The organism is Arthrobacter sp. PvP023 (genome assembly GCF_017832975.1).
Taxonomy (GTDB): Bacteria; Actinomycetota; Actinomycetes; order Actinomycetales; family Micrococcaceae; genus Arthrobacter.
This window is the reverse complement of record NZ_JAFIBI010000001.1, coordinates 1,741,014-1,760,485: the sequence shown is the minus strand read 5'-3', so window position 1 is coordinate 1,760,485 and position 19,472 is coordinate 1,741,014. Positions and strand designations below refer to the sequence as shown.

Below are 19,472 nucleotides of genomic sequence, written 5' to 3'. Positions count from 1 at the left end.
GCTTTAGGGTAGAGGCACTAGGCGGTTTCTCACCAACGTCGCAACACCGACTGAAAGTGGTGTTGATTCATGCGCAGTTCGACGCGCCGATCGAGGAAAATGGGCCCAGAGGGCTTGGTTGAGAAGAAGCCCTTGTACGTTCAGCTGATGAAGCAGGGATATTCCAACTCCGAGGCCTGCAGGGTCCTCGGCATAGGCCGGAACACAGGCCATCACTGGTTGCATGGACGCAACGGTGTGGAGGGCTTGATCCAGCAAGGTTTGGATCCGAGGCCGCGCGTCGCGGTGCCTGCGGCCGGCGGATCCCTCCGTTACTTATCAGAAGATGAACGCATCTTCATTGCCGACCGTCTATTGGCCCGTGCAAGCCTTCGATCCATCGCCCGGGAGCTTGGGCGTTCGGCGTCCACGATCAGCAGGGAGTTAGCCCGAAACCGTCCTGACTCCCGCCGCTATCATCCGTTCCGTGCCCAGAAAATGGCGCAGAAGAGACGCCCGAGACCCCGGCTTTCCAAGCTGACCGGTGACGCCGACCTGCGGCAGTACGTCGTGGAATGCCTGTCGAAGCGATGGAGCCCGCAACAGGTCTGCCGGGCGCTGAAGGAACGGTTTCCAGGCGAACTCCACAGACATTTGGTCCACGAAACGATCTACCGCGCGCTTTACGGCCTGAGCATTCGCCCTGTCCCATCGGGCTCTGCCCGGCTGTTGCGTTCCGGAAAATACAGCCGGCGCCCGCGGTCGCGGACCAAGGTGAAGCCTCGCCAATACATCACCGATGCCCTGAAGATCGGGGATCGGCCGGCCCATATTGCCACCCGGGAGGAGGCAGGCCACTGGGAAGGCGATCTCATCATGGGGAAGGCGAACAAGTCCGCGATAGTCACCCTGGTGGAACGGTCCTCACGGTTCCTCATCGCCTTTGCGCTTCCGCCAGGGATCAGGTCTGACGTCATGCGCGACCGGCTCATAGAAGTTCTCGGAGTCCTGCCGGCCACACTGCGGAGAACATTGACCTGGGACCGGGGTTCCGAAATGGCCAGGCACGCCGAGGTGACTGTAGCGCTCGGTACGCTCGTCTACTTCTGTGATCCTGCCAGCCCCTGGCAACGGGCTTCGAACGAGAACGCCAACGGTCTGCTCCGCCAATACTTCCGGAAAGGAGCCGACCTCAGCACGGTAGAACCAGCCGATGTCCGCTTCGCCGCGGACGAGATCAACGGTCGGCCCCGTGCCGTCCTCGCGTGGAACAGTGCAACCGTCCGGTTTACTTCCCTCCAAACCATTGCCGCGCTTCAGAACACTGCGATTTCCAGCGGCACCGAGGGCACGCTTCCTCCGCCCACAGCCGGGGACAATCCTTTATGAGTTATCCACCGCTACGGCTACCAGGGAGCTACCCCAATGGCTCCCCATTCCCAGCCCTGGATAACCCGAATTGACCCCAACCGTGGACGGCAACGTGTTGTGCCGGGACTCTCGTTCCGGAACCCTGACCGGGCCGAAAAATGGGTCTCCGACGGGTAGCACCAGTTGTTACCGGGAATTGGTCGTTTAGGGCGATAGCTACCTTGACCGGGCTCAGTTAGAGGAGAACGTCAGCCGTCAGCGACGTCCCAGGCTGTGTGATTTGCTCTCCCTTCGGAGGACCGGCATCGCGGTGAACTTCTTGGGCGCCGCGGGCGGTCGTGTTCCCTCGCGGCATGCCGACCCCGGTTCAAATGCTTCACCCCGAATCGCTCTTAATGTGGGGCCGTCCAAGTGAAAGTTTCTACCCAATGCTCGTCCAGGAGGTCGGTCAGCAGTCGTTGCTTATTACGTTCGAGCACGTTAACGACCCCGCTTTCCGCGCCACGGCCGTCGTCAATAGCCTCACCGGCATTGTCGAGAGGCTGGCAATACTCGGTGATGTCACCATACTGACCGAAATCGAGTTCGGCGGCCCACTTGTGAGGGAAAGCGAAGTTGGGTTCGCGCCAATCACCGATTGGGTTCGACCTAACTATTGATCTCTCTGAATCTCCGTGCCGTAAAAGGGTCAGCGAGGGAACCCTGACCGGGGCGGAAATGGCGGTCTGAGTCGTGAGCACGAAAATGGGGCTGCCATGGCGTGGAACGAGTATCCCGGGCCGAAGGCTACCTTGGGCAGATATCCAGCCACGGGCACTACCGCCGACGTGCAGAAAAGCAGGTATCCCGCACTCATTCCCCGAGAATGTCTCGTGGGTAGTCTTTGAATAGCAGGACGGGTTCCCTGAGCGCAGGCCGAAGGCGGCGCGCATCAGGTCAGTTTGAGGACACGCGCTCGACCGCAGAACGGCAACTGCGGCAAAGAGGAGTTAGAACATGATCAAAATGCTGTATGTCCTGATCGCCATTGGGTTCGTCTTGATCGTGACGGGCATTTACCTTGATTCGTGGGTAATAATCCTCGAAGGCGTCACGCTAGCGCTCTTGTTGGGGATTCTAGTTTTGGTCATCAGGTTCAGGGCCCGTCGGGCCGGAGACGTAGAGGGGCTTAGTACAAGGCAAACCCGCAGGCGTTGACGAGAATGGCCGGCTGAGCCTTTGCACTAAGCCGAATCCCTTTCGGGACAGTCCACGCCGTTGTTCCGAGGAATTAGGGTCAAGGCTGGCGGCTAGGCTCGTCAGCCGCAGCGCTACATTGAGATCTGCTGGACCGCGCTTGGTATGAACGCCAGAGTGTTGATCAATGCCAGCGTGGCTATGCCATACCCAATGACCAGGGCAGCGATGGCTAGCCCACGGCCACTTTCGCCTCTCAGAGGGATCTGATTGAGGGCAACGTGTCCGGCCCCGACTGCAAAAACAGCGAGAACCGCGACGCCGAATACCCAGAATCCTGAGGCAGCGATGACGGCGAAAATGATGGCCGCAAGGGCCAGTTTGTTTGGTCGTCCAGTTGCTGTGCGAGCCGGCACCATAGGCGTACTCATTTCGGTTCCCCCAACCTCGTTAGTACAAGCGAGTTTAGCGGGCCACATGCGCAGACAGAATGGACTTGAAGCGTTTGTTTCGGGAACGCTCTCAAAACCCGAGGTACCCTTCCGGGCACCCGGGCGGGCCCACCACCTCACGAAACACAGCGAAACATTTCTCGCATACCCGCCCGTTCAGACCGTCCCGTTAGCCGGTCCCTGATCCGGGCAGACTGCCGGACTACTTCATGGCCGGATTTAGTCTCGTTTGCGCGACCGTAGAACTCCCATAGAACCTGTCCGGTTAACCGCACGGTCACGGGGCCTTCTGCGGCACTGTAATCCGGCAGCCGTCGTGGGCGCGGTCAGGCCGGCAAAGGGCAACCGAGCGATATGGTTGCCCTTCAAATGGAGCCGTTGCGACGATCGTTGGAAACCGCCCTATCCAGTCTGTGTACATCAGGATAGTTGCCGCCGGACCCACTATCCAACGGACCCGGCTTCCGACCAAAGAAGGCGCGGATGCAGCTTAAGGAACTCAGCGAGCGGTCGGGAGTCTCGGCCGCCAGCATCAAGTACTACCTGCGCGAGGGCCTGTTGCCCGCCGGGGCCGCCGTCCACGCAACCCGCGCGCAGTATTCGGCGCGGCACGTCGAGCGGCTCGAATTGATCCAGGCGCTCCGCCGGATAGTCGGACTGAACATCGAACAGATCCGCGGCCTCCTCGGAATGGCCGACGACGGCGCGCCGCGGCTCGACCTGCTGGCGGCAGTCCAGCGCGTGGTGCTGGAGCTGGACACCTCCGCCACAGCGGGTGGCAGCGTCGGCACACCGGCGGCTGACGCCGTCGTACGTCTTCGGGGCTGGCCCGATTACCCGAGTGACGCCCGGAACGCACTGAATGCCCACCTGGCGCTCATGGAGAGCCTCAACATCCGTGTCTCTCCTGAGGTGCTGGGCACGTACAGCAAGGCTATGGATGACGTCGCAGGGATCGACATCGCGGCCACGACGGCCCCGGACAGCGTCGACCAGCTTATTCTCACGGCCGCAGTCGGGATGCACATGCACAGCCGGCTGCTGCTCAAGCTCCTTGCTTTCGCACAGGCCAGCCACGCCATCCGCCGATATGAGAATGACGTTTAAAGCGCGACGCTCCCCCACCAGAAGTGAGAGAGCATCGCGCCAAAACCGACCAAAAGTGAGAGAGCATCGCGGCAAAACCCACCACAAGTGAGAGAGCATCGCGCGGGGGGAACGGAAGAGTTTAGCGCTCCAGGTCTCCGCGGATGAAGGCCTCGACCTTTTCACGGGCGAGGTCGTCGTTGAACTGCTCCGGCGGGGACTTCATGAAGTAGCTGGACGCCGAGAGCAGCGGGCCCCCGATGCCGCGGTCCAGGCCGATCTTGGCCGCGCGGATGGCGTCGATGATCACGCCGGCGGAGTTCGGTGAGTCCCAGACCTCCAGCTTGTATTCGAGCGACACGGGGGCGTCGCCGAAGTTGCGTCCTTCGAGGCGCACGAAGGCCCACTTGCGGTCGTCGAGCCACTGGACGTAGTCGGACGGGCCGATGTGCACGTCCTTGGCAGCCAGTTCAGCTTCAACGTTGGACGTAACGGCCTGGGTCTTGGAGATCTTCTTGGACTCGAGGCGGTCGCGCTCCAGCATGTTCTTGAAGTCCATGTTGCCGCCGACGTTGAGCTGGTAGGTGCGGTCCAGCGTGACGCCGCGGTCTTCGAAGAGCTTGGCCATGACGCGGTGCGTGATGGTGGCACCAATCTGGCTCTTGATGTCGTCGCCCACGATCGGGACACCGGCGGCAGTGAACTTGTCCGCCCATTCCTTGGTTCCGGCGATGAACACCGGCAGGGCGTTGACGAACGCCACGCCGGCGTCGATTGCGGCCTGTGCGTAGAATTCGGCGGCTTCCTGCGATCCAACGGGCAGGTAGCAGACCATGACGTCAACTTTGGCGTCCTTCAGGGCCTGGACAACATCGACCGGCTCCGCCGGGGACTGCTCAATGGTCTCGAGGTAGTACTTGCCGAGGCCGTCCAGGGTGTGGCCGCGCTGGACCGTTACGCCGGTGGGCGGAACGTCGGCGATCTTGATGGTGTTGTTTTCGCTGGCCAGGATGGCGTCGGCCAGGTCAACGCCGACCTTCTTGCCGTCAACATCGAAGGCTGCAACGAATTCAACATCGTTGACGTGGTACTCGCCGAACTCCACGTGCATCAGACCGGGAATCGTGGCCTGGGGGTCGGCATCCCGGTAGTAGTGGACACCCTGGACCAGGGACGCGGCGCAGTTACCCACACCGACGATGGCAACACGAATCGGATTTGAAGACACGAAACTCCTTTGAGAACAAACTTCAGTGCCCGGCGCGGCAGCACTCTGATGAGCGACGGCGGCTGATGGGCACGGCGCCATTGGGCGCCCTTGCATTGTAGCCAACGCCGCCGGGGCCGGAGTTGTTCCCGGCCCCGGCTTTATGACATGGACAGTTCTGTTACGCGGCCCGGTTGGGCACGTCGGCCCTGTTAAGGGTGCGCTACTTCTGGGCCCAGAGGTTGATGTCGGATTCGACGGCGAACTCGTCGATCGCTTTCAGCTCCTCCTGCGAGAACGCCAGGTTGTTGATGGCGGACAGGGTGTCCTCCAGCTGTTTGACGCTGGACGCGCCAACCAGCGCGGACGTCACGGGTGAGCCCTTGGGCTGGTCGCGGAGGATCCAGGCGATGGCCATCTGTGCGAGCGACTGCCCGCGGCCGGCGGCGATGTTGTTGAGCCCGCGTACCCGGTCCAGCTTGTCCTCGGTGAGCGCCGATTCAGAAAGGAACCGTTCCTTGGCTGCACGGGAATCGGCCGGGATGCCTTTCAGGTAGCGGTCCGTCAGCATGCCCTGCGCCAGCGGGGAGAACGCAATGGAACCCGCGCCCACCTGGTCCAACGTCTCGTAGAGGTTCGGGGCGCCGTTCTCGGTCCAGCGGTTCAGCATGGAGTAGCTGGGCTGGTGGATGAGCAGCGGGGTGCCGAGTTCCTTCAGGATCCGGGCGGCCTCGAGGGTCTGTTCCGGGGTGTACGAGGAGATGCCCGCGTACAGGGCCTTTCCGGAGCGCACGGCGTAGTCCAGCGCACCCATGGTCTCTTCCATCGGCGTTTCCGGATCCGGGCGGTGGCTGTAGAAGATGTCCACGTAGTCCAGGCCCATGCGCTGCAGCGACTGGTCCAGGCTGGAGATCAGGTATTTGCGGGAGCCCCACTCACCGTACGGGCCGGGCCACATGTAGTAACCGGCCTTCGTGGAGATGACCAGCTCGTCGCGGTACGGCTTGAAGTCGTCCTGCAGGTGGCGGCCGAAGTTGGTTTCCGCGGAGCCGTCCGGCGGGCCGTAGTTGTTGGCCAGGTCAAAGTGGTTGACGCCCAGGTCGAAGGCGCGGCGGAGGATGGCGCGCTGCTCGTCGAAGCGCTTGTCGTCGCCGAAGTTGTGCCAGAGCCCAAGGGAGATGGCCGGAAGTTTCAGGCCGCTGCGTCCGACGCGGCGGTAGGGCATGGATTCATAGCGGTTGTCCGCTGCAGAATAAGTCATACCTGCAATCCTGCCAGCTGTGACGCAGGCGACAGCCAACAAATCCGTTGTTACGCCGCGGCCTGACACAAACAGCCCGCGGCGCAGCAACAGCGGTCAAACGGGTCAGGCCTTCAGGATGGCGGCACTCCATGGCGCCAGCACCAGCGAGCCGCCGTCGCCCACTGACGCCTCGTCGGTGGAGAGCAACACGGATCCGGCAGTGTCCTCGAGCTTGACCGCCTGCTCCGAGAAGTTCAGCGCCACGATCACGTCTCCGCGCCGGAACCGCAGCCACCCTTCCTCTTCGCTGTAGTCCACCGCGGTGCCCGTGAACCCCAGCCCTGCCAGTTCCGGAGTGCTGCGCCGCAGCGCGGTCAGCGAGCGGTAGAGGTCCAGGAGGCGGGCATGGTCGCCCTCGGCGGCCTCGGCCCAGTTCAGTTTCGACCGGTTGAAGGTCTCCGGATCCTGGGGATCGGGCACGACGGCGGGATCCCACCCCATGCGCTCGAACTCCTTGATGCGGCCTTCCGCCGTCGCCTTGCCCAGCTCCGGCTCGGGGTGGGAGGTGAAGAACTGCCACGGCGTGGTGGCGCCGTATTCCTCCCCCATGAAGAGCATGGGCGTGAACGGGGACGTCAGCGTGAGGACCGCCGCAAGGGCCAGCTGGCCGTAGGACAGGGACTGGGAGAGCCTGTCGCCGGTGGCGCGGTTGCCGATCTGGTCGTGGTTCTGGCTGCACACCACCAGGGCCGCGGGGTGCACCAGCGACGTGTTGATGGGCCGTCCATGGTGCCGGCCGCGGAAGCTGGAGTAACTGCCGTCGTGGAAGAACCCGTCGCGCAGCACCTTGGCCAGGGCGCCCAGCGAATCGAAGTCGCTGTAGTACCCCTCCGTCTCGCCGCTGATGTTCACGTGCACGGCGTGGTGGAAGTCGTCGCTCCACTGGCCTTCCAGCCCGTACCCGTTGACGTCGCGGGGGTACAGCAGGCGGGGGTTGTTGAGGTCCGACTCCGCGATCATGGTGATCGGCCGGCCGGTTTCCGCGGCCACCGTATCGCCCAGGGCGCCGAACTCCTCGAGGAGATGGACCGCGCGCTCGTCCTTGAAGGCGTGCACGGCGTCGATCCTCAGGCCGTCAACGTGGTAGTCCCTGAGCCACATGGCCGCATTGTCCAGGATGTACCGGCGGACCTCGTCTGATCCGTTCCCGTCCAGGTTGACCGAGTCGCCCCAGGTATTCCCTTCCCCTGACTTCAGGTAGGGCCCGAACTTCGGCAGATAGTTTCCGCTGGGACCGAGGTGGTTGTAGACGACGTCCTGGATGACGCCCAGGCCGGCGCCGTGGGCGGCGTCCACGAAGCGCTGGTACGCGGCAGGGCCGCCGTAGCCCTCATGGACGGCGTACCAGAGGACTCCGTCGTAGCCCCAGTTATGGGTGCCGTTGAAGCCGTTGACGGGCAGGAGCTCCACGAAGTCGACGCCGAGGTCCTTGAGGTAGCCCAGCTTTCCGGCTGCGGCTTCCAGGGTGCCCTCCGGCGTGAACGTGCCGATGTGCAGTTCGTAGATGACGGCGCCCTGCAGCTCCCGGCCCGCCCAGTTCCCGTCGGCCCACTCGTGGGCGGACGGGTCGAAGGTGCGGGACAAGGCGTGCACGCCCGCCGGCTGGCGGCGGGACCGGGGATCCGGCAACGGGGTGGTGTCCGTCCCCGGCAGGTAGCCGTAGTCCACCTCTCCCCCGGCCGGGGCATTGACCGCCGTCCACCAGCCCTCGCCGCGCTGGCTCATGGGGTATTCAGCGCCGTCTGCCAGCAAGGTGATGGCAGTGACCTCGGGGGCCCAGATGTCGAAGCGTCCGCTTCCGCTTGCGGGGTACGTCATCCGTGGTTCTCCGATCCGTGAGTGGGTGCCAGCAAGGCAACGGGGTAGCGTGCCAGGATGTCCGCAACCTGCACCGGCCCTGGCCCGAAACTGTTGCCTGTGAGTTCGTCCGTCATTTCAGCGGGCAATGCCACGGACGTGTCCCGCCAGCCGCCGGACTGTTCCAGCCGGCGCGGCAGCCTGGTGGCCAGCGTCAAGGCGCCGGCGGACTCACCGGCACCGCGGCTGAACGCCACGAGGTGCGCCGCCGCGGGACCGCTCGGCGTGACTGCCGTGTAGGCGGTGAAGAGCTCCGGCCGGTCACGCCGGAGCCTGAGCGCCCGCGAAGTCACCAGCAGCTTGGCGGCGTCGTCCTGGTACGACGCCGGACGCTCGCCGGAGTCGAGTGCCGCCAGCGACTCCTGACGCGCGGCAAAGTCGACAGTACGGCGGTTGTCCGGATCGGTGAGGGAACGGTCCCAGAACTCGGTGCCCTGGTACACGTCCGGAACGCCCGGCATGGTCAGCTGCACGAGTTTCGCGGACAGCGCGTTTGCCGCGCCGTACGGTTCCAAGAGCGCCACGAAGGCCTCCAGTTCCGCACGGACTTCGGGGTTGTCGAACGCTGCGTCGACGGCGGCAGCCAGCTTCTGCTCGAACGCTTCGTCCGGGTCCAGCCAGTCGGTCGAATTGCCGGCCTCGCGGGCGGCTTTGGTGGCGTACTGCTGGAGACGCTCACGGGACGCCGGCCACGCGCCGGCGATGGCCTGCCATAGAAGGCTGGCAAGCGGCCCGTCGGGCAGCGGCACCAGTTCCTGCAGCTTGGTCAGCACCTTGTCCCATTCCGCCACGAACTCGGAAATCACGGAGATCCGGGCCCGGGTGTCCTCGCTGCGTTTGGTGTCGTGCGTGCTCAGCGTGGTCATGGACAACGGCAGTTCGGCTTCCCGCCGCGCCATCCGCTGGTGGAACTCGGCCGGGTCGAGGGCGAACTCGGTGGGGTCGGCGCCCACCTCCGTCAGTGTGCCCAGCCGGGTGTAGCGGAAGAACGCTGTGTCCTCCACGCCCTTGGCCATCACCATGCCGGAGGTCTGCTGGAACCGCTGTGCCAGCGCCGAGCCGGCGTCCAGCAGCAGCGGCTGCAGCAGTTCGATGGCCGCAGCGAGGTCCGGCCGGTTCCGTGCGGCGAGGCTGCAGGCCTCCCTGAGGACTTCCTCGCCGTACGGCAGGTAGGTCCGATAGACGGGAAAGGAAGCGATGATCTCGGAGATCGCGTCGGCTGCGAGTCCGGCATCCAACGCCGCCCCGGCAAGCTCTGTCCCGGCCGGAATGAGCCTTCCCAGCCGGAGGATCTCGGAGTGCAGGATGCCGTCGGTGATCCGGCGTTTGGTTCCGCGGATCATTTCCTCATAGTCTGCGGGTTCTCCGCCGCGGAGCCTGCCGTCGAGCTGGTCCAGGGCCGTCTGCGCCGAGGCGTCGACGAAGAGGCGGTCCACGTCAGCCAAGGCGTCGTAGCCGGTGGTGCCTTCGCATTCGAAGGAGGCCGGCAGCTCCTCCCCCGGTTCCAGGATCTTCTCGATCAGCAAGTAGCTGCCGCCGGTGGCTTCGCGGAGCCGCCGGAGGTAGCCCTCGGGGTCAGCGAGCCCGTCCGGGTGGTCGATCCGCAGCCCGTTCGCCAGACCTTCGCGGAACCAGCGGATCACTTCAGCATGGGCTTCGTCGAACACCCGGGGAACTTCCACCCGGACGCCGGCCAGAGTATTCACGGCGAAGAAACGTCGGTAGTTGAGGTCCGTATCCGCGCGGCGCCACCCCACCAGTTCGTAGTTCTGGCGGGCGTGGACGTCACGGGGGTCATCGCCGTCGGCAAAGCTGCCCTCGGCCAGCGGAAAACGGTGGTCGTAGTAGCGAAGTTCGCCGTCGCGGATTTCCAGCTTGTCCAGGTCGTCGTCGCTCCCCAGCACGGGGAGCCGGACGCGTCCGTTGCCGAAGTCCCAGTCGACGTCGAACGCCTCGGCGTAAGGTGACTTCCGGCCTTCCTTGAGCAGGGACCACCACCAGGGGTTCTGGTACGGCGACGCGACCCCGACGTGGTTGGGCACAATGTCCACGAGGACGCCCATGCCGGCGGCGCGGGCCGCCCGGGACACCGCTGCGAGGCCCTCGGGGCCGCCGCGGTCGGCGTCCACCGTGGACGGGTCGGTGACGTCGTAGCCGTGGTCTGATCCTTTTTCCGCCGTCAGGATCGGGGACAGGTAGATCCAGTCCACGCCCAGCGATTTCAGGTAAGGGACCTCGGCGGCAGCGTCCTGGAGGGTGAAGGACGGGCGGATCTGGAGGCGGTATGTGGAGACAGGGGTCCTCATGAATCCTCCTGCCCCTTCGACCTGACCTTCTTGGTGTGCGGCGGCTCAGGGACAATCGGCGTAGTCAGCGCCTCGGTTTCACTGGTAGTCGTCTGGGACAAGGCAGCGAGCGAAGCGGCCACTGAATGATCCGGTTCCACTTCGGGGGTGCTGTGGGCCCGCAGGACCACGAGGGACTTCGCATCGACGGGCAGCGATCCTCCCGCCTCCACTGGTTCAGTGTCGGCGTTATGTCCTGCGGTGTCGATGATGATGTCCCAGGCCGGAGCATATTCGTCGGAGGGCAGCGTGAACTTTACTTCGTCGTCGTGCGCATTGAAGTAGAGCACGAAGTTGACGTCCGTGATGCGGCGGCCGCGTTCGTCGCGGCCACGGATGCCGTCGCCGTTGAGGAACATGCCCACCGAGCGGCCGAAGCCGCTGTCCCAGTCTTCGGGTTTCATGGTGGAGCCGTCCACGTCCAGCCATTCGATGTCCGGAAGCCGTTCACCTTCGCCTCGCAGGACCGGCCTGCCATCGAAAAAGCGGCTGCGGCGGAAGGTGGGGTGCTTGTGCCGGAGGGCGTTGACGGCGGCGGTGAATTCCACCAGCGGCTGGTCCACCGCGTCCCAGTTGATCCAGGTCAGTTCGGAATCCTGGCAGTAGCCGTTGTTGTTGCCCTGCTGGGTGCGGCCCATCTCGTCGCCGTGCAGGATCATCGGCACGCCCTGCGAGAGCAACAGAGAGGCGATGAAGTTGCGCTGCTGCCGGGCGCGGAGGCCCAGGACCTTGGGGTCGTCGGTGGGGCCTTCGGCGCCGCAGTTCCAGGAGCGGTTGTGCGATTCGCCGTCGTTGTTGTCCTCGCCGTTGGCCTCGTTGTGCTTCTCGTTGTAAGACACCAGGTCGTGGAGCGTAAAGCCGTCGTGGGCGGTAACGAAGTTGATCGAGGCGACCGGACGGCGGCCGGAGTGCTCGTACAGGTCGGCAGAGCCGGTGATCCTGGAAGCAAATTCACCCAAGGTGGCCGGTTCTCCACGCCAGAAATCGCGGACGGTGTCGCGGTACTTTCCGTTCCATTCCGTCCACTGCGGCGGGAAGTTGCCCACCTGGTAGCCACCGGGGCCAACGTCCCACGGCTCCGCGATCAGCTTGACCTGGGACACAACCGGGTCCTGCTGGATGAGTTCGAAGAAGGTGGACAGCTTGTCCACGTCATAGAATTCCCGGGCAAGGGTGGAGGCGAGGTCGAACCGGAAACCGTCCACGTGCATTTCGGTGACCCAGTAGCGCAGGGAGTCCATCAGGAGCTGCAGAGAGTGGGGGTGCCGGACGTTGAGCGAGTTCCCCGTGCCCGTGTAGTCCATGTAGTGCTTCTCGTCGCCGTCCATGAGCCGGTAGTAGGCGGCGTTGTCGATGCCCTTGAAGGACAGGGTGGGCCCCAGGTGGTTTCCTTCGGCCGTGTGGTTGTACACGACGTCCAGGATCACTTCGATGCCCGCCTGGTGCAGCGAGCGGACCATGGCTTTGAAGTCCTGGACCTGCTGGCCGGTATCGCCCGTGGAACTGTAGCTGTTATGCGGGGCGAAGAAGCCGATGGTGTTGTAACCCCAGTAGTTGTTCAGGCCCTTGTCTTCGAGGATGCCGTCGTTGACGAACTGATGCACCGGCATCAGCTCGATGGCCGTGACGCCCAGCTTCTGCAGGTGGGAGATAACCGAGGGGTGGGCCACGCCGGCGTAGGTGCCGCGCTGGTCCTCCGGAACCTCGGGGTGCAGCTGGGTCAGGCCCTTGACGTGGGCCTCGTAGATCACGGACTTGTGATACGGGACGCGGGGCAGGTGGTCACCGTCCCAGTCGAAGAACGGGTTGATCACCACACCCATCATCATGTGCGGGGCCGAATCGGCATCGTTGCGGGAATCGGGATCGCCCATGTTGTAGGAGAACAGCGCGGGGTCCCAGTCGATCTGGCCGTGCACGGCCTTTGCATAGGGATCCAGGAGCAGCTTGTTCGGGTTGAACCTGTTCCCGGAGTCGGGATCGTAGGCGCCGTGGACGCGGTATCCGTACTTCTGGCCGGGCTGGATGTGGGGCAGGTAGCAGTGCCACACATAGCCGTCGACTTCGAGGAGCTCGATCCGGGTTTCAACACCCTCGTCGTCGAAGAGGCACAATTCAACCTTTTCGGCCCTTTCGCTGAACAGCGCAAAGTTCGTGCCAGTGCCGTTAAAGGTGGCTCCCAGCGGGTATGCCGATCCGGGCCAGACTTCCATGTGTACTCCTCGTGCGTAACGAATAAATCTCTAGACAGACTACTAGTAAGCAGGTTTAGTAAATGTTTGTTGCCGCGGTTTTCGCTGAATCATTACAAAGTGCGCATCACCTCGGGCACGAAATGGGCAATCGAACCGGCAGTCACCGGGCCGCCGGCGGAGGCGAGGGTCCCTGCACGGCCGTGCAGGCTTGCCGCGATGGCGCCGATGGCCGCCCAGCGCTGGTCCGCGGAGATCCCGCACGCCCCAAATCTTTCCTCGTCATCCGAATGCTGGGCCAGCAGGGACCCGAGTACCCCGGCCAGGACATCACCGCTTCCGGCAGTGGCCATCCACGGCGTGGCTTCAGCCTGGCTGAAGACCGGGCCGTACGGCGCGGCCACCAACGTGGTGGCGCCCTTGAGCAGGACGGTGGCCCCGGTCCTTTCAGCCGCCTGGCGCACGGCGTCGAGGGTGGCACCGTCAACTCCCTGCCGCCCCAGGTCGATCCCGTAGCGCTGCAGGACATGCGCCAGCTCGCCGCCGTGCGGTGTCAGCACCACGTGCGGAGGCAAGGCATCGGGGAGGGCAGGCAGCGCACCGGCGTCGGCGGCCACTGGCAGTCCCGTCTCCACGGCGTCGCGCACCCGCTGCAGCTGTTCGTCGTCACCGTCGGCGATCCCTGAACCGACCAGCCACGCCTGGACGTGCGCGTCAGCCACGTTGTCCGGCCCGCACACCACTTCCGGGCAGGCCTGGCGCACCAGACGGGTCGGCTCGGGCGGCCCGAGGTACCGGACCATCCCGGCGCCCGCCGCGAGGGCACCGAGGCAGGCGAGGACGGCAGCACCCGGATACTGATGCGATCCCGCCACAACGCCCAGGACGCCCCGGGTGTATTTGTGGGAGCGGCGGGTCGGCGGGGGCAGCAGCCTGGCAAAGTCAGCGGATTCCAGGCGCCGCAGCACCGGCGACGGCAATTCCGTTTCAATGCCGATGGGGATGACCAGGACGCGCCCGGCATGGTCAGCGCCGGGATCTGCGAGCAGTCCGGCTTTCGCTCCCCCGAACGTCACGGTGAGGTCGGCCGGAAGGACCGGGTCATAGGCCACGCCCGTGTCGGCGTCCACGCCGCTGGGAATGTCGCAAGCCACCACAAACCCGTGCGCGGCGGCGCGCAGCTTCCCGACGAGGGAGGCCGTTGCGCCGCGGAGCCCGCCTTGGGCTCCGGTCCCCAGCACCGCGTCTATCACGACGTCGGCACTGGCGGCTGCCGCTGCCAGCTCACCGGCGTTGTGGTCGGTGAGGGTCCGGGCGCGCCCGCCGGCCCGTTCAAAGGCGGCCAGTCCGTCCGGGTGGGCCTCGCCGGCGGTGAGCACCGCCGTCGTACGCATTCCGCGGGCTGCCAGGAAGGCGGCGGCGAAGAGCCCGTCCCCCCCGTTGTTGCCCTTGCCGGCAAGAACCGCCACGCCGGCCCCGTAGGGACGGATCCCCCGGGCAACGAGTTCACGGATAACGGCGTTGGCCAGACCGTAGGCGGCCCGCTGCATGAGGACAGCGCCCGCCCCGGCAAGAAGAAGGGGTCTTTCGGCCTCACGAATCTGGGTGCCGGTGTAGGCGCTGATCATTGGTTCAGTCCAATCGGTGCTGGGTCCGCTGCGGGCCGTCAGGTCGAGAGTGCGCGCTTACCCTTCTGCGAGGACGGTCGCTGTCGCGATTCCGCCGTCGTGGCTCATCGACAAGTGCCAGCGCTTGACGCCCTTGGACTCGGCGACGGCCAGCACGGTGCCCTTGACCTGGATGGTGGGGCCGTTCTGGTCCAATCCGATCCAGCAGTCCTGCCAGTTCATCCCGGCGGGAGCGCCCAGGACCTTGGCCACGGCTTCCTTGGCCGCAAAGCGCGCGGCCAGGGAGCGCGTGTTCAGCTCACGCTCGGCCGGGACGAACAGCCGGTCCCGGAGCCCGGGGGTCCGTTCCAGCTGCCTGCCGAACCGTTCAATGTCTACGACGTCTACGCCAATGCCAACAATCATGCGGCTTATTCTACGGTCACGCTCTTGGCCAGGTTGCGTGGCTGGTCCACGTCGTATCCCTTGGCGGTGGCGAGTTCGAGGGCGAAGATCTGCAGCGGCACGGTGGCCAGTAGCGGCGCCAGGAGCGTGGGCGTTTCGGGGATGTAGAAGACGTGCTCGGCGTACGCCTTCACGGCCTCGTCACCCTCTTCGGCGATCACGATGGTCTTCGCGCCGCGGGCCCGGACCTCCTGGATGTTGGAGACAACCTTGGCGTGCAGCGAGTCCCTACCGCGCGGAGAGGGGACCACCACGAACACCGGCTGGCCTTCCTCGATCAGCGCGATCGGGCCGTGCTTCAGCTCGCCGGCGGCGAAGCCTTCGGCGTGGATGTAGGCCAGTTCCTTGAGCTTGAGCGCGCCCTCCATGGCAACGGGGAACCCGACATGGCGGCCCAGGAACAGCACCGACTTGGCGCCGGCCATGGAGCGGGCAAGCTCCTTGATCTCGCCCTCGTGGTCCAGGATCTCCTGGATCTTGGCCGGGATCTTGCCGAGATCGGCCAGGATGTCCTTGATCTCGCCCTGGAACTTGTTGCCGCGCAGCTGTGCCAAATACAGGCCCAGCAGGTAGGCGGCAGCGATCTGCGCCAGGAACGCCTTCGTTGAGGCGACGGCGATTTCCGGGCCGGCGTGCGTGTAGAGCACGGCGTCGGATTCGCGCGGGATGGTGGACCCGTTGGTGTTGCAGATGGAGAGGGTCTTGGCGCCCTGTTCCTTGGCGTACCGGACGGCCATCAGGGTGTCCATGGTCTCGCCGGACTGGGAGATGGACACCACCAGGGTGTTCTCGTCCACGATCGGGTCGCGGTAACGGAACTCGTGGGAGAGCTCCACCTCCGTGGCGATCCGGCACCAGTGCTCAATGGCGTACTTGGCCACCTGCCCGGCATAGGCGGACGTGCCGCAGGCGAGCACGATGATTTTGGTGATGTTCTTCAAGTGCTCGGGGTCGATGCGCATTTCATCGAGCGTGAGCTTGCCGTCCAGGTCGTAGCGGCCCAGCAGGGTCTTGGCCACGGCGTCCGGCTGGTCGTGGATTTCCTTCTCCATGAAGGACGGGTAGCCGCCCTTCTCCGCCGACGCCGGATCCCAGTCCACGTGATATTCCTTGCCCTCGGCCGGGGCCCCGTAAAAGTCGGTGATCTCCACGCTGTCCGCGGTGATGGTCACGATCTGGTCCTGGCCCAGCTCCACGGCCCGGCGCGTGTAATCGATAAAGCCGGAAACGTCCGAGCCGAGGAAGTTCTCGCCTTCCCCCAGGCCCACCACGAGCGGGGAGTTGCGGCGGGCGGCGACAACGACGTCGGGCTGGTCCGCATGCACGGCCAGCAGCGTGAACGCGCCTTCAAGGCGCTGGCAGGCAAGCTGCATGGCCTTGGTCAGCCCGCCCTTGGAAGCCTCGCCGTTCAGCTCGTTCCGGAAAATGTCGCCCAACAGCGCCGCGGCCACCTCGGTGTCCGTCTCGGACGCGAACACAGTGCCCTTCTCCAGCAGCTCCAGCTTCAGCTCAGCGAAGTTTTCAATGATGCCGTTGTGGATCAGGGCCAGCTTCCCGCCGTCGGACAGGTGCGGGTGCGCATTCTCATCCGTGGGCCCGCCGTGCGTGGCCCAGCGGGTATGCCCGATCCCGGTCACCGAATCCGGCAGCGGGGACGCTTCCAGCTCGGCGAGCAGGTTGCTCAGCTTCCCGGACTTCTTCCGCGACGAAATGGTTCCGTCCGCCACCACAGCAACACCCGCCGAGTCATACCCCCGGTACTCCAGACGGCGGAGTCCCTCAAGGACAACGTCCAACGCGCTATGGCCAACATTTACCCGGCCTGACGAATGGCCTACGTATCCTACGATTCCACACATAGAGCCAAGCTTATATGGCGGAGCGGCCCGCTGACGTTCGTTGCAACCGCCGCGCGGCTGCCGCCGTGCCCCGTTACAGCGGATGCGACGGCCTCCATTTCGCTCTCAGCGTCGCGGAGGGCAGAATCTCTAACGTGACTTTGCAACGCAACGAAGCGAATGGAGAGGGTGTCTCCCCGTTCGTGGAGCTGGACAGGCAGACCTGGTCCCGGCTCGCAGCCCAGATGGAACAGCCTCTGAACGAAGAGGACGTGGTCCGTCTCAGAGGGCTCGGTGATCCGCTGGACATGAAGGAAGTCCGCGAAGTCTATTTGCCGCTCTCCCGGCTGCTTCATCTCTATGTGGAGGCGGCGGGCCAGCTGCACGCAGCCACCACCACGTTCCTCGGCGAACAGACGCAGCGCACGCCCTTTGTGATCGGCGTGGCCGGTTCGGTGGCGGTGGGCAAGTCCACCATCGCCCGCGTGCTCCGCGAGATGCTCCGCCGCTGGCCCGGCACGCCCAACGTGGAACTCATCACCACCGACGGTTTCCTGTATCCCCTGGCCGAGCTCAAGCGCCGGCACCTCCTGGAACGCAAGGGGTTTCCGGAGTCGTACGACCGCCGCGCGCTCCTCCGCTTTGTGAGTGAGATCAAGGGCGGCGCGGAAGAGGTCCGGGCGCCCTGGTACTCCCACGTCACGTACGACATCGTGCCCGGCAAGGAAGTGGTGGTCCGCAGGCCCGACGTGCTGATCGTTGAGGGCCTGAACGTCCTGGCCCCCGCCCGTCCCCGCCACGACGGCAAGCAGGGGCTGGCACTGAGCGATTTCTTCGACTTCTCCATCTATGTGGACGCGAAGACCTCCTACATCGAGGAATGGTACGTCGACCGGTTCCGCAAGCTGCGCACCACCGCCTTTGCCCAGCCCGAGTCCTACTTCCACCGCTATGCCACGCTGTCCGACGAGGAAGCCGAAAGCACCGCCCGCGAAATCTGGAAGCGCATCAACGAGCCCAACCTCGAGGAAAACGTGCTCCCCACGCGAGGCCGGGCGCAGCTGGTGCTCACCAAGGAAGCAGACCATTCCATCCGCCGCATGCTGCTGCGGAAGGTCTAGCACACGTGTGCCACAACTGTTCCACTGCTGCCGCCGGGCCTGCCACCGCGGGTGCCAAAGCGGGCGCGGTGCCGAGCAGGCGGTCTGTCGCAAGGTTCCTGGCCGCCGGCGCAGGACTGACCGCACTGGCAGCCTGCACGCCCGACGCCGGAACCCGGCCGCCGTCGTCGTCGTCCTCCCCGTCTGCAACGTCCGCCTCCGCCTCACAGACGGCGGCGCCGTCTACAGCGGGGCAGCCGACGTCCCCCGCTGTCACTGAACCGGGCACGCCGCCTCCAACCTCCGCACCGACACCCGCTTCGCCGGCGGCCGGGCTGGGCCAACAGCATTCACTGACGGATCCAGCCAGCCCCTGGCTGGTAGTCAACAAGCACCGGCCGCTCTCCCCCGCCGATTACGTCCCGGCGGACCTCGTCCAGCCCAACATCTCACTGGCAGTTTCGGGCGAGGCCGCCCAGTTGAACAGCACGACGGCCGCCGCTGCTGAGCAGATGTTTGCCGCGGCAGCGCGGGACGGCGTCACCATGACCCTGGCGAGCGGCTACCGTTCGTACGGTACGCAGGTGGCCACGTACAACAGCTATGTAGCGTCCCGCGGACAGGCAGAAGCTGACACGGCCTCGGCCAGGCCGGGCTTCTCGGAACACCAGACCGGCTGGGCCTTCGACATCGGCGACGGCGGCGGGGCGTGCAGCTTCCAGCCGTGTTTCGCCGAACAGCCGGCGGCGGTGTGGGCCAAGGCCAACGGGCACCGCTTTGGTTTCGTGGTGCGGTATCCGTGGATGTTCCACGAGGTCACGGGTTACTACTACGAGTCCTGGCATCTGCGGTACATCGGCGTGGAGGCGGCAACGGACATGTCAGCCAAGGGCGTTGCGACGCTGGAGGAGTACTTCGGACTGGAAGCGGCGCCAGGGTACTAGTACGGCCGCGCCTCGGTCCGGGTGACCGGCGACACACCTCCGCGAAATTACCCTGCCGTCACATCGTGTTCACAGGGCCGCGCTAGTCTGGGTCCCATGTTGACCGGATTCAAGAATTTCATTATGAAGGGCAACGTCGTAGACCTTGCCGTGGCCGTGGTCATGGGTGCGGCTTTCGGCGCCGTCGTGACCTCAATCGTTGAAGGTCTGCTGACCCCGCTGATCGGCCGCCTCTTCAACGCCAAGGGCATCGAAGAGATGCAGTGGGAGGGGTTCATGTACGGCTCCGTCATCTCCTCCCTCATTTCTTTCCTGCTTGTGGGCGCTTCCATCTACTTCGTGGTCGTCCTGCCGATGAACCACATGATCGAACGCCGCAACCGCCGGCTCGGAATTGGTACCGAGGTCAAGGAAGAAGCCGCCGAGGACCCCCAGATCGCACTGCTCACCGAAATCCGCGACTCACTCCGGAGCGGCAACACGCGGGCTTAGGTTCCTGAAGACAACAAAATGGTCCGCCTCCGGATGGGGCGGACCATTTTTTGTTTGT

At 64.9% G+C, this 19,472-nt stretch carries 14 protein-coding genes; 6 read left to right on the top strand and 8 right to left on the bottom strand.

The window, feature by feature from the left end:
* The first annotated feature begins 69 nt into the window (after nucleotides 1-69).
* The 3 genes from JOE31_RS08130 to JOE31_RS08120 all read left to right on the top strand — a co-directional run bounded on the left by JOE31_RS08130 (nucleotide 70) and on the right by JOE31_RS08120 (nucleotide 4,085).
* Complete coding sequence (locus JOE31_RS08130) at nucleotides 70-1,368, top strand: IS30 family transposase (RefSeq protein WP_307864387.1); 1,299 nt, start codon at nucleotides 70-72, stop codon at nucleotides 1,366-1,368.
* A 410-nt stretch (nucleotides 1,369-1,778) separates the two neighbouring features.
* Nucleotides 1,779-2,009: a hypothetical protein gene (locus tag JOE31_RS08125; protein WP_209743173.1), complete on the top strand. Its 231-nt coding sequence runs from the start codon at nucleotides 1,779-1,781 to the stop codon at nucleotides 2,007-2,009.
* Between the two features lie 1,452 nt (nucleotides 2,010-3,461).
* Nucleotides 3,462-4,085 carry a MerR family transcriptional regulator gene (locus JOE31_RS08120; protein ID WP_209743171.1) on the top strand — a complete coding sequence of 208 codons (624 nt, stop codon included), beginning with the start codon at nucleotides 3,462-3,464 and terminating at the stop codon, nucleotides 4,083-4,085.
* A gap of 121 nt (nucleotides 4,086-4,206) precedes the next feature.
* Here the strand turns inward: JOE31_RS08120 and JOE31_RS08115 are convergent, their stop codons facing one another.
* The 8 genes from JOE31_RS08115 to glmS all read right to left on the bottom strand — a co-directional run bounded on the left by JOE31_RS08115 (nucleotide 4,207) and on the right by glmS (nucleotide 16,899).
* Nucleotides 4,207-5,292 (bottom strand): inositol-3-phosphate synthase, encoded by a 1,086-nt coding sequence (locus JOE31_RS08115; protein ID WP_209743169.1) that lies wholly within the window; start codon nucleotides 5,290-5,292, stop codon nucleotides 4,207-4,209.
* Between the two features lie 202 nt (nucleotides 5,293-5,494).
* Nucleotides 5,495-6,532: an L-glyceraldehyde 3-phosphate reductase gene (mgrA, locus tag JOE31_RS08110; RefSeq protein ID WP_209743167.1), complete on the bottom strand. Its 1,038-nt coding sequence runs from the start codon at nucleotides 6,530-6,532 to the stop codon at nucleotides 5,495-5,497.
* Nucleotides 6,533-6,637: 105 nt separating this feature from the next.
* The gene (treZ, locus tag JOE31_RS08105; protein ID WP_209743165.1) at nucleotides 6,638-8,392 is read right to left on the bottom strand and encodes a malto-oligosyltrehalose trehalohydrolase; all 1,755 of its coding nucleotides are present in this window, start codon (nucleotides 8,390-8,392) and stop codon (nucleotides 6,638-6,640) included.
* Nucleotides 8,389-10,737: a malto-oligosyltrehalose synthase gene (gene treY, locus JOE31_RS08100; RefSeq protein WP_209743163.1), complete on the bottom strand. Its 2,349-nt coding sequence runs from the start codon at nucleotides 10,735-10,737 to the stop codon at nucleotides 8,389-8,391. The genes treZ and treY overlap by 4 nt, the downstream gene beginning before the upstream one ends.
* Nucleotides 10,734-12,989, bottom strand: a complete 2,256-nt coding sequence (gene glgX / locus JOE31_RS08095; RefSeq protein WP_209743161.1) for a glycogen debranching protein GlgX — start codon at nucleotides 12,987-12,989, stop codon at nucleotides 10,734-10,736. Before glgX ends, treY begins: the two co-directional genes overlap by 4 nt.
* A gap of 92 nt (nucleotides 12,990-13,081) precedes the next feature.
* Nucleotides 13,082-14,596: an NAD(P)H-hydrate epimerase gene (locus JOE31_RS08090; RefSeq protein ID WP_209743159.1), complete on the bottom strand. Its 1,515-nt coding sequence runs from the start codon at nucleotides 14,594-14,596 to the stop codon at nucleotides 13,082-13,084.
* Between the two features lie 57 nt (nucleotides 14,597-14,653).
* Entirely contained in the window at nucleotides 14,654-15,001 is a 348-nt protein-coding gene (locus tag JOE31_RS08085) for a holo-ACP synthase (protein WP_011692749.1), read from the bottom strand.
* A gap of 5 nt (nucleotides 15,002-15,006) precedes the next feature.
* Nucleotides 15,007-16,899 (bottom strand): glutamine--fructose-6-phosphate transaminase (isomerizing), encoded by a 1,893-nt coding sequence (gene glmS, locus JOE31_RS08080; protein WP_209743157.1) that lies wholly within the window; start codon nucleotides 16,897-16,899, stop codon nucleotides 15,007-15,009.
* A 125-nt stretch (nucleotides 16,900-17,024) separates the two neighbouring features.
* Between glmS and coaA the strand changes: the two genes are divergently transcribed.
* The 3 genes from coaA to mscL all read left to right on the top strand — a co-directional run bounded on the left by coaA (nucleotide 17,025) and on the right by mscL (nucleotide 19,414).
* A complete protein-coding gene (gene coaA / locus JOE31_RS08075) occupies nucleotides 17,025-17,999 on the top strand; it encodes a type I pantothenate kinase (RefSeq protein ID WP_209748248.1) in 975 nt (324 codons plus the stop codon).
* 5 nt (nucleotides 18,000-18,004) lie between these two features.
* Entirely contained in the window at nucleotides 18,005-18,922 is a 918-nt protein-coding gene (locus JOE31_RS08070; RefSeq protein ID WP_374100819.1) for a D-alanyl-D-alanine carboxypeptidase family protein, read from the top strand.
* A 96-nt stretch (nucleotides 18,923-19,018) separates the two neighbouring features.
* Complete coding sequence (gene mscL / locus JOE31_RS08065) at nucleotides 19,019-19,414, top strand: large conductance mechanosensitive channel protein MscL (RefSeq protein ID WP_209743155.1); 396 nt, start codon at nucleotides 19,019-19,021, stop codon at nucleotides 19,412-19,414.
* The last annotated feature ends 58 nt before the right edge of the window (nucleotides 19,415-19,472 follow it).

Excerpts from the sequence above, each read along its gene's own strand:
- glmS (WP_209743157.1), bottom strand. The coding sequence starts at position 16,899 with ATGTGTGGAATCGTAGGATACGTAGGCCATTCGTCAGGCCGGGTAAAT.
- mscL (WP_209743155.1), top strand. The coding sequence starts at position 19,019 with ATGTTGACCGGATTCAAGAATTTCATTATGAAGGGCAACGTCGTAGAC.
- glgX (WP_209743161.1), bottom strand. The coding sequence starts at position 12,989 with ATGGAAGTCTGGCCCGGATCGGCATACCCGCTGGGAGCCACCTTTAAC.
- JOE31_RS08125 (WP_209743173.1), top strand. The coding sequence starts at position 1,779 with ATGCTCGTCCAGGAGGTCGGTCAGCAGTCGTTGCTTATTACGTTCGAG.
- JOE31_RS08090 (WP_209743159.1), bottom strand. The coding sequence starts at position 14,596 with ATGATCAGCGCCTACACCGGCACCCAGATTCGTGAGGCCGAAAGACCC.
- mgrA (WP_209743167.1), bottom strand. The coding sequence starts at position 6,532 with ATGACTTATTCTGCAGCGGACAACCGCTATGAATCCATGCCCTACCGC.
- treZ (WP_209743165.1), bottom strand. The coding sequence starts at position 8,392 with ATGACGTACCCCGCAAGCGGAAGCGGACGCTTCGACATCTGGGCCCCC.
- JOE31_RS08120 (WP_209743171.1), top strand. The coding sequence starts at position 3,462 with ATGCAGCTTAAGGAACTCAGCGAGCGGTCGGGAGTCTCGGCCGCCAGC.
- JOE31_RS08085 (WP_011692749.1), bottom strand. The coding sequence starts at position 15,001 with ATGATTGTTGGCATTGGCGTAGACGTCGTAGACATTGAACGGTTCGGC.
- treY (WP_209743163.1), bottom strand. The coding sequence starts at position 10,737 with ATGAGGACCCCTGTCTCCACATACCGCCTCCAGATCCGCCCGTCCTTC.
- JOE31_RS08130 (WP_307864387.1), top strand. The coding sequence starts at position 70 with ATGCGCAGTTCGACGCGCCGATCGAGGAAAATGGGCCCAGAGGGCTTG.